Origin of the sequence: Leptospirillum ferrooxidans C2-3, from assembly GCF_000284315.1 — a bacterium.
In the GTDB taxonomy this organism is placed as follows: Bacteria; Nitrospirota; Leptospirillia; order Leptospirillales; family Leptospirillaceae; genus Leptospirillum; species Leptospirillum ferrooxidans.
This window is the reverse complement of the sequence record NC_017094.1, coordinates 1843363-1855276: the sequence shown is the minus strand read 5'-3', so window position 1 is coordinate 1855276 and position 11914 is coordinate 1843363. Positions and strand designations below refer to the sequence as shown.

The 11914-nt window shown below is 48.3% G+C and carries 10 protein-coding genes and 1 tRNA gene; 8 read left to right on the top strand and 3 right to left on the bottom strand.

Annotated elements, in window-relative coordinates; genetic code table 11:
- The first annotated feature begins 14 nt into the window (after positions 1 to 14).
- The 3 genes from gndA to LFE_RS09350 are packed head-to-tail and all read left to right on the top strand — an operon-like array spanning position 15 to position 3878.
- Positions 15 to 1442: an NADP-dependent phosphogluconate dehydrogenase gene (gndA, locus tag LFE_RS09360; RefSeq protein ID WP_014449977.1), complete on the top strand. Its 1428-nt coding sequence runs from the start codon at positions 15 to 17 to the stop codon at positions 1440 to 1442.
- A complete protein-coding gene (zwf, locus tag LFE_RS09355; protein WP_014449976.1) occupies positions 1439 to 2977 on the top strand; it encodes a glucose-6-phosphate dehydrogenase in 1539 nt (512 codons plus the stop codon). Before gndA ends, zwf begins: the two co-directional genes overlap by 4 nt.
- A 31-nt stretch (positions 2978 to 3008) precedes the next feature.
- Positions 3009 to 3878, top strand: a complete 870-nt coding sequence (locus LFE_RS09350; protein ID WP_014449975.1) for an ADP-polyphosphate phosphotransferase — start codon at positions 3009 to 3011, stop codon at positions 3876 to 3878.
- A gap of 8 nt (positions 3879 to 3886) precedes the next feature.
- On the opposite strand, the gene LFE_RS09345 is transcribed toward LFE_RS09350, so the two are convergent.
- Positions 3887 to 4492: a class I SAM-dependent methyltransferase gene (locus LFE_RS09345; protein ID WP_014449974.1), complete on the bottom strand. Its 606-nt coding sequence runs from the start codon at positions 4490 to 4492 to the stop codon at positions 3887 to 3889.
- Positions 4493 to 4683: 191 nt separating this feature from the next.
- On the opposite strand from LFE_RS09345, the gene LFE_RS09340 reads away from it, so the two are divergent.
- On the top strand, positions 4684 to 5940 hold the full coding sequence (locus LFE_RS09340) for an EAL domain-containing protein (RefSeq protein ID WP_014449973.1): 1257 nt from the start codon (positions 4684 to 4686) through the stop codon (positions 5938 to 5940).
- 16 nt (positions 5941 to 5956) lie between these two features.
- Here LFE_RS09340 and LFE_RS09335 read toward each other — a convergent pair whose 3' ends face one another.
- Positions 5957 to 6757, bottom strand: coding sequence for an EAL domain-containing protein (locus tag LFE_RS09335; protein ID WP_014449972.1), 801 nt, complete (start codon positions 6755 to 6757; stop codon positions 5957 to 5959).
- A 153-nt stretch (positions 6758 to 6910) separates the two neighbouring features.
- A tRNA-Glu gene (locus LFE_RS09330) sits at positions 6911 to 6988 on the bottom strand.
- Between the two features lie 202 nt (positions 6989 to 7190).
- On the opposite strand from LFE_RS09330, the gene LFE_RS09325 reads away from it, so the two are divergent.
- From LFE_RS09325 to LFE_RS09315, 4 genes are all read left to right on the top strand, one after another.
- Positions 7191 to 8441, top strand: coding sequence for an ATP-grasp domain-containing protein (locus LFE_RS09325; RefSeq protein WP_014449971.1), 1251 nt, complete (start codon positions 7191 to 7193; stop codon positions 8439 to 8441).
- Between the two features lie 54 nt (positions 8442 to 8495).
- A complete protein-coding gene (locus LFE_RS09320) occupies positions 8496 to 9482 on the top strand; it encodes a succinate--CoA ligase subunit alpha (protein ID WP_014449970.1) in 987 nt (328 codons plus the stop codon).
- Positions 9483 to 9513: 31 nt separating this feature from the next.
- Positions 9514 to 9663, top strand: coding sequence for a hypothetical protein (locus tag LFE_RS14155; RefSeq protein ID WP_014449969.1), 150 nt, complete (start codon positions 9514 to 9516; stop codon positions 9661 to 9663).
- Between the two features lie 265 nt (positions 9664 to 9928).
- Entirely contained in the window at positions 9929 to 11851 is a 1923-nt protein-coding gene (locus LFE_RS09315; protein ID WP_014449968.1) for an aconitate hydratase, read from the top strand.
- Positions 11852 to 11914: the final 63 nt, after the last annotated feature.

Below are 11914 nucleotides of genomic sequence, written 5' to 3'. Positions count from 1 at the left end.
CAAGGAGGTTTATCTTGAACGAAGAGAAAACAGGCAGTCGTTTTGAACTGGGCATGATCGGTCTTGGAGTGATGGGGCGCAACCTCCTTTTGAATATGGCTGATCACAATTTTCCTGTGGCTGGATACGACAGGGATGTTGCGAAGGTCCAAGCTTTTTTGAAGGAAGGGGCGAATCACGATGTCAGTGGTTCAAATGATCTTGGCACTTTTATCGCTCTGCTGAAAAAACCGAGGGCTGTCATGATGCTCGTTCCCGCGGGTTCGGCTGTTGATTCTGTCATCAATGAGCTTCTCTCTTTCCTGGAACCGGGGGATTTGATCATTGATGCGGGGAACTCTGACTATAAAGATACCGATATCCGGGAGAAGTCGCTCTATGCAAAAGGGGTGTGGTTCATGGGAATGGGTGTGTCGGGCGGTGAAAAGGGGGCCCGTTACGGGCCAAGCATCATGCCAGGTGGACGCCCGGAAGCTTATGGACGGGTGAAGCCGATTCTTGAGGCGGCCTCTGCAAAGGTCAATGGAGAGCCTTGTGTGACCCATATCGGACCAGGGTCTTCCGGCCATTTTGTCAAGATGGTTCACAACGGGATCGAATATGCCCTGATGCAGTTGATTTCAGAGTCCTATGATCTGATGAAGAGGGGGCTTGGTCTGGGCAATCGTGAGCTGGAGCAGGTTTACAAAGACTGGAACAAGGAAGGTTTGACCGGTTATCTGATGGAGATCACCGGTGAGATCTTTGGCCGGAAAGATTCCGAAACCCAAAAAGACCTGATTGATGAAATCAAGGGTGCTGCAGCTCAAAAGGGAACGGGCATGTGGACGTCTGAAAGCGCTATGGAACTTTCAGTACCGACTCCGACGATCGATGTGGCTGTTGCGATGAGGAATTTATCCGTTCTTCACTCTGAAAGGTCCATTGCAAAGTCCAATCTTTCCCGTCCCGCGATACCTTATGCTGGGGAGAAGGCCGAGTTTGTCTCAAAGCTCAAAAGCGCGATGATTGCTTCCATGCTTCTGGTCTATTCTCAGGGGATGGCCCTCTTGTCGGTCGCATCCTTCCATCAAGGGTATGGGCTCGATCTTGAAGCGATCGCGAGAATCTGGCGCGGAGGGTGCATTATCCGTGCCACCATCCTGGAAGATATCAGGAGTGTATACCGACGTTCTCCCTCTCTTCCCAATCTTCTCCTTGATCCCGCTTTTGCAAAGATCGTGGCCGATCATCAGGAGCAGCTGAGATTGGTGAGCATTGAAGCCATCAAAATGGGGATCCCTGTTCCGGCTCTCTTGTCGACTCTTTCATACCTTGACGCTTATCGAAGTGAATGGCTTCCGTCCAACCTGATTCAGGCCCAGCGGGATTTTTTTGGATCCCATACTTATGAGCGAATCGATCGCAAGGGTGTCTTCCACACAGATTGGGATGAGTCATGATGGCCCCGAATCACGACAAGGCTCCATCGACGATCTTTGTCATTTTCGGGGGTGGAGGAGATCTGACCTGGCGAAAGCTGGTGCCGGCCCTTTTTGATCTGTACCGGGCCAAAAGCATCACGAATCACTTTGCAATCATCTGCGTCGATCGAAATGATTTTGCGGACGATAAGATCAGAAAGCACTTCTTTGATGGAGTGAACTCTTTTTCCAGGGTGGGGAAAGTGACCCCCGAGGACTGGGATGCGTTTTCAAGCCAGATTTTTTATCTCAGGGGAGATTTTAAAAAGTCAGAAACGTATTCCGCTCTTGCGGCTCGTTGTAACGAGATTGATGCTCTATGGAAAGAAAAGACTCAGCGCATTTTTTATATGGCGACGCCTCCAAGTCTTTTTGGGGAGATTCCCAAGTATCTGAAAGGTGCCGGTTTATCCGATGATCTGGAGTGTTCAAGGCTGGTGATCGAAAAGCCCATCGGCTATGACCGGGAATCCTCCCGGGCATTGAATCAGACACTCTCCGAGAGCTTCGACGAGTCCCAGATTTTCCGTATAGACCATTATCTGGGGAAAGAAACGGTCCAGAATATCTTGGCGTTCCGCTTTGCCAATCCGATCTTTGAGCCTCTCTGGAATCGTCACTATGTGGAATGTGTCACGATCACGGTTGCTGAAACAGTGGGTGTTGAGCACAGGGGGTCTTATTTTGACGGGGCCGGAACTCTCAGGGATATGGTCCAGAACCATTTGATGCAACTTCTGTGTCTTGTGGCAATGGAGCCAATGGTTGATTTTGATGCCGATGAAATCCGAAACAAGAAGGTTGATGTTCTTCATGCTGTTCGTCCGATACCAATGGAGCTGGTTCATTCGGTGGCGGTCAGGGGACAGTATGGAGAAGGCTGGATCGCTCAAAAAAAAGTGCCTGGATATCGCCAGGAGGAAGGTGTTTCGAAGGATTCCGGAACGGAAACCTTTGCGGCACTGAAGCTTTTTGTGGATAACTGGCGGTGGCAAAATGTTCCCTTTTATCTCCGTACGGGCAAACGACTTCCCCGTCAGATTTCAGAAATTGTCATTACATTTCGTCAGGTACCCCATCGTTCATTCCCGATGGAAGCTTCCCTCGGCTGGCAGCCGGCAAGGCTTGTGATCTCCATTCAGCCGGAGGAGGGGATCATCCTTCGTTTTCAGGCAAAATATCCGGGCCAGAAGCTCCATCTCAGGCCGGTCGAGATGAAGTTTTCTTACCAGGAGTCGTTTATGACACCCTCTCCGGAAGCGTATGAAACACTTCTCTGGGATGTGATGCGAAATGATGCCACATTGTTTATGCGTTCAGATCAGATAGATGCGGCGTGGAGTCTTCTTTCCCCGGTCATTGAAACTTGGTCCATGGCACCTCCGAGTGACTTTCCCAACTACCCGGCAGGTTCCTGGGGGCCTGAAGCAACTCTTGGTCTTTTGGAAAAGCCGGAACATTTTTGGCCGATTTACAATGAGCCTGACGGGCTGTCCAAGAAAAAGCATTCATGAGTTCTTCCCAAAAAAGGGAGAGGTGGTGCTGGTGAAAAAACGGTTTGCCCAATTCCAGGTCAAAGAAGGATCCCGGGTCGACCTGGCTCAGTATCCAACCCGGACAGAGCCCCTGTATAAGTCAAAAAGTCAGTACGAAAAGCTTTTGTCCAAGCATATAGCGGAGCTTTCAAGTCAACAATATCTCCTTTATGCCTCAAACAGCCACTCTCTCCTGTTGATTTTTCAGGCGATGGACGCAGCTGGAAAAGATGGAGCGATTTCCCATGTAATGTCTGGTGTCAATCCTCAGGGGTGTCAGGTATACAGTTTTAAACACCCCAGCGCTGAAGAGCTTGAGCACGATTTTCTCTGGCGGACATCAAGATGTCTCCCGGAAAGGGGAAGAATTGGAATTTTTAACCGCTCCTATTATGAAGAGGTCCTGATTGTCAGGGTTCACCCGGAGATCCTGAAAGCCCAGGGGCTTTCTGACCTTCCCAAAGATGAAAACAGCATCTGGGCATATCGTTATCAGTCCATTCGGGAGCTTGAAAAGCATCTCACCAGAAATGGGACAAGAGTCATCAAATTTTTTCTCCATCTTTCGGAGGAGGAACAAAAAAAACGATTTATTGAGCGCATTGACAACCCGGCCAAAAACTGGAAGTTTTCAGAAGCGGATATGACAGAACGGAAGTTCTGGGGAAAGTACATGCAGGCGTATGAAGAGTGTCTCTCCCATACCAGCCTTGATCATGCACCATGGTATGTGATTCCCGCCGATGACAAAAAAAATGCCCGGCTATTGATCTCCGGTATCATTCTTGAAACCATGAAGGGTCTCGACATGAAAACTCCGGAGGTGGGAGCGGATCGTGTCCGGGAGCTCAAAGCCATTCGAAAGCAACTTGAATCTTGACCGTTTTCTCAAGTTTCTGGCTTTCTGATTTTTTCGTAGACTCCGTAAATGAAGGGTGTGTTCTGGATCAGGAACCGGTGCTGCTCTCTTAAGCCAAAAAAGATTTGAAGCTCTCTGTCGATATCCCGGTCAAGGTGGCAACCGTCAGCGAGGTGTCTCCAGATGGGTGTGATGGCCCTTTGAATGGTTGCCATCCATCCTTTTTCACTGACAACATGTTCAAGCACCAGAACCTTTCCCCCAGGTTTCAGGACCCTATCGATCTCTTCGACAGTCTTCGGTAAGTTTCCCACAGAACAAAGAACAAGTGTGATCAGTACAGTATCGAAGGAGCCTTCCCTGAAAGGAAGTTCGGATCCAGATCCAATAACTGGATCTCCAAGTTCTTTTAGGGATTTTTTAAGAGATTCCCGGAGCATCCATGGATTATATTCCAGAAAGACTTTCCGTCCTTTTGGGGGAAGATAGTGGATGTTGGCCCCGGTTCCGGATCCGATTTCGAGAAGATCTCCTTCGATGTTTGGCATGAGGGATTCTCTGACAGGAGAAAAGTAGGTCCTTTCCATCCTGCGGATCATCCGGTCATAGAATTGCGCGAATAATTTGGAAGCCATTCCTTCTCCTTCAAATTGATTTTTACGATAATATTATTTTATTTATCGTATTGAAATCTCTTTTTGTCTTGTCTGTAGGCTCCATCGATTTTCTTCTTCCTTGTTCGAAGATCCAAACTAGTGCAGAATGAACAAGAATTGATTTTTATGGAGTCTGTTCATTCTGAATATTGTCTGCGCAAGGAGTAAAAGTGCGAAGCACTCATTTTAAGGAAATCCTTTCACGACTTGAGCGCAGGGAAGATCATTTTGTTGGGCATTTTGGTGGATACATTCTCGAAAGTGTTTTTCAGCCAATCTTTAGTTTGTTCCATTGTCGCACAGGTGGATCCGAGGCTCTTGTAAGAGGCATCGCCCCGGATGGGCGTACGGTCTCTGCGATGGAGATTCTCTCTTTACCCGGGAAAAACGGAGGAGATAGGGTCTTTCTGGACCGCCTCCTAAGGTCACTGCATCTGGCCAATCTTTCTCTTCGCCCGAAAGAAAAGCAATGGCTTTTTTTAAATCTGGATCCCTATGCGGCGGTTGCAGGTCGTGAATATGGCAGTTTTTTTGAAGATATTCTTTCTCACTTTTCTGTTCTTCCCTCTCAGGTGGTTGTCGAGATTCTCGAAAGTGGAATCGATGATGAAAAACTCTTGTCGGAGGCCGGTGAGTATTATCGGCAGATAGGATGCCTATTGGCGATTGACGATTTCGGTGCGGGACATTCCAATTTTGACCGGATCTGGTCGTTCAAGCCGGACCTTGTGAAAGTGGATCGATCGATGATCCGGGGCGCTGCAGAAAATAAAAGGATTCGACGGCTGCTTCCGGGCATCGTTTCTCTTCTTCGCGAGTCCGGGTCGCTTGTTGTTCTGGAGGGTGTTGAGACAGAAGAGGAAGCTAGGGTGGTGTTTGAGACAGAAGCGGATTTCGTGCAGGGGTTTTATTTTGCAAGACCGGGTCCGGTTTTTTCCAGAATAACCCCGTTGTCGGACAAGAGAATGGATGAAACGCTTCTCCTTTCCATGCGAAACAATAAGAGCGAAGCTTCGGTTTTAAATATTGCGGAATCCCTTCTGTCATTTGCTGGCAAAATGCCTTCAACAAGTCATTCGGAAGTGTTGGAAGCCGATGTCTTTGACACCTTCAGCGCTTTTGGAGTCATTCGATTCTATATGCTTGATGGACAGGGATTTCAACTGGGAGAGACCATAACCCTGAGAGATGTCCAGAACTTTTGCGATAGCCGTTTCGATCCGATTCAGGATGCCAAAGGAGCAAACTGGGCTCGGAGAGGGTATTTTCAAAGCGCAATCAGCCACAAGGGGGTGCCCCAGATTTCTCCACCCTATCTCTCCCTGACAGGGGCACATCTTTGCCGGACTGTTTCCCTCGCATTTGAAAGCTCTTCTGACGCTGTTGTTTTTTGTGTCGACGTCGATTGGTCAGATAGCTCCGGATAACTGTTCCTGCGGGTGTTCAGAAAGTCCAGTTTGAAACAGGAGGAAGCATTTCGAAGCCAGGTCGAGCGAAAAAATATCCTTGAAAGAGATAGACGCCCATATCTCTCAGAATCCTTGCTTCTTCAACGGTTTCCACACCCTCTCCAATCACCTTGACTGAAAGAGTCTGGCAGAGTTTGACAATTGCTTCGACGATGATTGCCTTGGTTTTGTCATTCTGAATTTCCGAGATCAGCAGTCGGTCAAGCTTCAGATACTCCGGTCGCAACTGGGCCAGAAGGTTCAGGCTGGAATAACCCTCTCCAAAATCGTCGATAGCAATCAAAAGGCCGTGCTTTCGGTAGCCATCGAGAACCTTCCGGAGAAAATTGGGGTCTTCTATTTTTTCTTCCTCTGTTGTTTCAAGGATAATCTTCTCCACAGGAAAGTTCATTTTTCGGGCGACTTCAAGGGTGAGCTGGATGCAGTGGTCAGGGTTATAGACGGCATTGACAAGAAAATTGATATTGAGAAAGGTATCGACTCCAAGCTGGCTCGCGAGTGTTATGACTTTTGCCCGGCAAAGCTGGTCAAATCGGAATCGGGTCTCCCAGTCAACTCGGGATAGGATTGTCTGGGCTCCTTCACCATGAATTCCGCGAATCAGTGCTTCATAGGAATGAGTTGTTCTTGTATTGATATCCACAATTGGCTGGAAAGCGAAGGTAAAGTCAAAAGGGAGAAGATTGCCCATATCACATCGATCGCAAGTCAGTGTTTCCAGTTTGGCGGCAATCTCGTCAACGCTTGGTGCAACGGAAAGTTTGGCATTGATCATTTTTCTGATCTCCAAGGAACATGTACGTTTTTTTGGAGTGTAACATCTGATATGGTGTATTGCCTAGATTCCATCAGTCATGATTAATGGGCAGGGATATTGAAGAGATGTCCTGTGGTTTTTTTGGGGAGAGATTGGTTGTACGGAAACGGATGGCGTCCCCAACCGGATTTGAACCGGTGTTACCGCCGTGAAAGGGCGATGTCCTAGGCCTAACTAGACGATGGGGACGTGAGTGTGCTGTGAATTGAAAAGCCAAATGATTCTAGGCAAGGGAAAGGAATTTGTCAATCGGCTTGAATAAGGATGAAATTGCCAACTGATTGACTGAATGGAAAAGATTAATGTAGGATGCCCGTATTTTCCAATTCTGGAATGAAATTTCATCCATCAAACAATCTGGATCCGTTTAGCCCCCAAGGAGCCGTTCTGCATGAAACTTTATGAGCATGAGGCACTCGAATCTATCTATAAGAAATTTCAGATTCCTGCGCCAAAGTTTGTTTTTGCTACTGAGCCAACAGAGAAAGTCCGTGAATTTATCGAAAAGCAGCCAGCGGTCGTTATTAAATCGATGGTTCTTGTCGGGAAGAGGGGGAAGGCCGGAGCGGTAAAAGTTGTCACCGACAAATCAAAGGCAGTAGAGGTATTCAAGGATCTTGCAACTCGTGATGTCTATGGTGAGAAATCTGTCGGAGCGATTGTCTGTGAAAAACTGGACATCCAGAAAGAATATTATTTGAGCGTTACCTATTCGACCAAGGATCGTGCTCCTGCCATTACATTTAGTGAGCATGGCGGAATGGAGGTCGAGGAGATCGATCACAAGCTGATCCATACTTATATTGTTGGAGATGTCCGTTCTGTCTATCCGTACCAGATCAGAAAGTTTTTGGTTGGAATCGGATTTTCTGATCCAGAGATGCTTCGTCCCCTTTCTGAAGTCATTGTCAATGTTTATAAAGCATTCTGGGAAACGGAGTGCCGACTTCTGGAGATTAATCCGCTCGTTGTTGCCAAGGTCGGAGACAAGAAAAAACTGGTCGCCGCTGATGCCGTTGTCCTCTTGGACGATGATGCAGCAGTCCCACCATCCGTTCGTTTTTCTGCCCGTGGTGACATGGGTCGTCCCCTTTCCCAGAGAGAGCAGGATGCCATCCTGATCGATCAGGGGGATCATCGGGGTAAGGCCGGTTCTTATGTTGAGCTCGACGGGGATGTTGCTCTGATGACATTTGGCGGTGGCGGTAGCACTGTGACTGCAGAGACAGCGATCGAAGCCGGCCTTCGCGTGGCAAACCTGACCGATATTGGTGGTAACCCACCCGCTGAAAAAATGTACAAGATCGCCCGTATCATTCTATCAAAGCCGGGACTGAAGGCTGTTCTGGTTTGTGGAGGAACGGCCAGTAATACCAGAATCGACGTCACTCTTGGGGAAGGTCTTGCCAAGGCTCTTGATGACATGAATGCCGAAGGTGTGTTGAACAAGGATCTGATTTGGGTTGTTCGTCGAAGTGGTCCGGAATATGTGAAGGGTTTGAAAATGTTGCATGAGTGTTTTGTTCGCAACGGCATAAAGGGGGATATCTATGATTCCCAGCTTCCCATCACGGAAGCACCTCTTCGACTGAAAGAGCTTTTGATCAAGCATGTCAATTATCAGCCAGAGCAAATTGTATAATCCACTATAGGATTTTCCCGGACTTATTGGACAGTTTTGTCTAAGGAGGAACGTTTGAAGGGCCCTGTTTATCTCAATGAAAATACTGGAATCATCGTGATCGGAGCGACCGGAAGGGAAGCGTCTCAGGTGATCAAGGAGTCTGAAGCTCTTTATCCCGGAATCATCAAAGCTGGCGTGACACCTGGTAAGGGCGGCTCGACAGAGCTTGCTGTTCCCGTTTTTGACACTTTGTTTCAGGCAAAAAAAGACCCCGCTATCGGTCCAAAGATTAATACTGCGTTGATTTATGTGCCACCAGCATCTGTCCTTGATGCTGTCATGGAGTGTCTGGATGCAGAGATCAAGGTGATCTATATTATCACGGAGCATGTTCCCATTCGCGACTCTGAAATCATCTATCAGGAGAAAATTCGCCGCAATGCAATCATTGTCGGGGGAACAAGCCTTGGCTGTTTTGTGCCATCCGTCGGGAGAATCGGGGCTATTGGCGGTAAGGATCCAACGGTCGCATTCCGTCAGGGAGGTCTGCTGATCATCTCAAAGAGTGGTGGTCTGACGGTGACAACGGCTGAGATGTTCAAGCGAAGAGGCTGGGGCACCTATTGTGCGTTGGCTATCGGAGGAGATATTATAAGTAATACCACCTATGCGGATGTCCTTATGCAAGTCAAGGATGATCCAAATGTCAAGGGTGTGGTGATGTTGGGTGAGCCTGGTGGCTCCTATGAAGAGCAGGCTGCCGAGTTGATTACCTCTGGAGTATTCAAGAAGCCTGTGGCGGCTTTTATTTCCGGTCGATTTCAGGAAAGAATGCCTGAAGGCGTTGCCTTTGGTCATGCAGGGGCCATTGTGGAAAGAGGAATGGGAAAGGCGACTGACAAGATTGAACGTCTTGATGCTGCAGGAAAAAAACACCCTGTCAAGGTTGCTTTTTATTATCATGAGCTTGTTTCTGCGATCGAGAGCCTTGGTGTCCCCAGGGATTTTGAAGACAGCACCTCAGCTCATGTTGCTCCTCTCTACTCTACAATCAGGTAGTTCAATATTAATCGGGAGGAGGTGATTCGAAATGGCAGAACAGCAATCTCAGGGAATGGGAAAGAATCTGGTCCTGGCAGCAATCGTTGTGGGTGGTACGCTATTTTTTATTTTATTTTTAGGGAAATCTGCTGAAACCAATGCTGTAGTGTCTCATCACATGATTTGGCCTTGGCCCTAGTTTTAAATTGTTGAGTTGTTGACCTGTCCGGGATTCCCGGGCAGGTTCCCTTCTCATGTGCGGCGTGTGAGCCGTGATGAGGACTTCGTCTGATTTGGATGATTGATGCGAATTGGCGATGATGCCTTTTGTCGCAATAAATCTCTGATCCCTTTCGAAGGATGACCTGTTTTCCCCCTTTGTCCAAGCCGAATCAATCGGCCCCTTCCATGACCGGAAGGAATAGCCAATCCAATCGTAACAATTCCATTAAGGAGTTTAAGCAATGGCGCTTAATCTGACGCAGAAGATTTTTAAAGAACACCTCGTTTCCGGAGAAATTGTTGCCGGAAAAGAAGTTGCCATACGAATTGATCAGACACTCACTCAAGATGCGACCGGGACAATGGCCTATCTTCAGTTTGAAGCTCTCGGCCTTGATCGCGTTAAGACAGAGCTCTCTGTTTCCTATGTTGACCACAACATGTTGCAAACAGGCTTTGAAAATGCGGACGATCACCGCTATCTCCAAACTGTTGCTGCCCGTTACGGAATTGTTTTCTCCCGTCCTGGCAATGGTATCTGTCATCAGGTGCATCTCGAGAGATTTGGTAAGCCAGGGAAGACCCTCCTTGGTTCTGACAGCCACACCCCGACCAACGGTGGCGTTGGAATGATAGCCATTGGTGCTGGCGGTCTTGATGTTGCCTTGGCAATGGGAGGCGAAGCCTTTCACCTCTCGATGCCAAAAGTTGTCCAGGTGAAGTTGACTGGTCGTTTGCAGCCTTTTGTTTCGGCAAAAGACGTGATTCTTGAGCTTTTGCGCCGTCTGACCGTCAAGGGCGGTGTCAATAGGATCTTTGAATACACCGGGGAAGGTGTCCTCTCCCTTTCTGTTCCGGAGCGTTCTACTATTACCAATATGGGTGCCGAGCTTGGGGCAACGACTTCAATTTTTCCAAGCGATGAGAGAACACGGGAATATCTCAAGGCACAAGGACGGGAAAAGGATTATCGGGCTTATGCAGCTGATCCCGGCGCCTCGTATGATGAGACCGTCGAGATTGATCTGGATACCCTGGAACCTTTGATTGCTCAGCCTCATTCCCCTGATAATGTTGTAAAGGTTCGCGATATCCAGGGAATCCCTGTGTCTCAGGTTGCGATCGGCTCATGTACAAACTCTTCCTTCAAGGACTTGATGACGATTTCCCATCTGATGAAGGGGAAGATGGTCAGCCCGGGGGTTAGCCTTGGTTTTTCTCCAGGATCCCGTCAGACACTTGAAATGATTTCACAAAATGGTGTTCTTGGGAACATGATCACTGCAGGAGCCCGTCTTCTTGAAAGTGCCTGTGGTCCGTGTATCGGGATGGGTTTTGCTCCTCCATCCGGCGGTGTTTCCGTCCGTACGTTCAACCGTAATTTTGAGGGACGTAGCGGTACCAAGGATGCAAAGGTTTATCTGGCCAGTCCTGAAGTGGCTGCAGCCTGTGCCATAACAGGTGTGATTACCGATCCCCGCGATCTGGGTGTCAAGTTCGAGCAAATCGAAATACCATCCGAGTATGTCCTAGATGATCGTATGTTCATCTTCCCCCAGGCAGATGGTAAAGATGTTGAGATCATGAGAGGACCGAATATCAAGCCTCTTCCGACGCGTGACCGGATTGCCTCTCAAATCAAGGGTAAAGCCCTTCTCAAGGTTGGCGATAACATCACAACCGACCACATTATGCCGGCGGGTGCAAAGGTGCTGCCCCTTCGTTCAAATGTGCCGGCAATCAGTCAGTATGTTTTTGAAGCAATTGATCCGACTTTCCCGAAAAGGGCAAAGGAAGAAGGTGGTGGCTTTATCATCGGCGGGAACAACTACGGACAGGGATCCAGCCGTGAACACGCCGCACTCGCTCCGATGTATCTTGGTATCAGGGGTGTTATTACGAAATCATTTGCCAGGATCCATCTGGCAAACTTGATCAACTTCGGTATCCTGCCACTCACTTTTGTCAATGAATCTGATTATGACAAGATTGATGCAGGAGATGTCCTTGAACTGGAAACAGCAAATCTGGATAAAAAGCCCCTCACACTGAAAAATGTGACGAAGGGAATCTCCATTCCTGTGACCCACGCCTTGAGCAGCCGCGATCTCGATATTGTGGCAGCAGGTGGGACACTGTCCTATGTGAAATCCCGCACTGCCTAAGCTATGAAAAAGGGCCTTCCTCATAAGGGAAGGCCCTTTTTTTGTTATATCCCCCCTAAAAAA

Coding starts and splice junctions, on each gene's coding strand:
- zwf (WP_014449976.1), top strand. CDS start 1,439: ATGATGGCCCCGAATCACGACAAGGCTCCATCGACGATCTTTGTCATT.
- LFE_RS09345 (WP_014449974.1), bottom strand. CDS start 4,492: ATGGCTTCCAAATTATTCGCGCAATTCTATGACCGGATGATCCGCAGG.
- LFE_RS09335 (WP_014449972.1), bottom strand. CDS start 6,757: ATGATCAATGCCAAACTTTCCGTTGCACCAAGCGTTGACGAGATTGCC.
- LFE_RS09325 (WP_014449971.1), top strand. CDS start 7,191: ATGAAACTTTATGAGCATGAGGCACTCGAATCTATCTATAAGAAATTT.
- LFE_RS14155 (WP_014449969.1), top strand. CDS start 9,514: ATGGCAGAACAGCAATCTCAGGGAATGGGAAAGAATCTGGTCCTGGCA.
- LFE_RS09315 (WP_014449968.1), top strand. CDS start 9,929: ATGGCGCTTAATCTGACGCAGAAGATTTTTAAAGAACACCTCGTTTCC.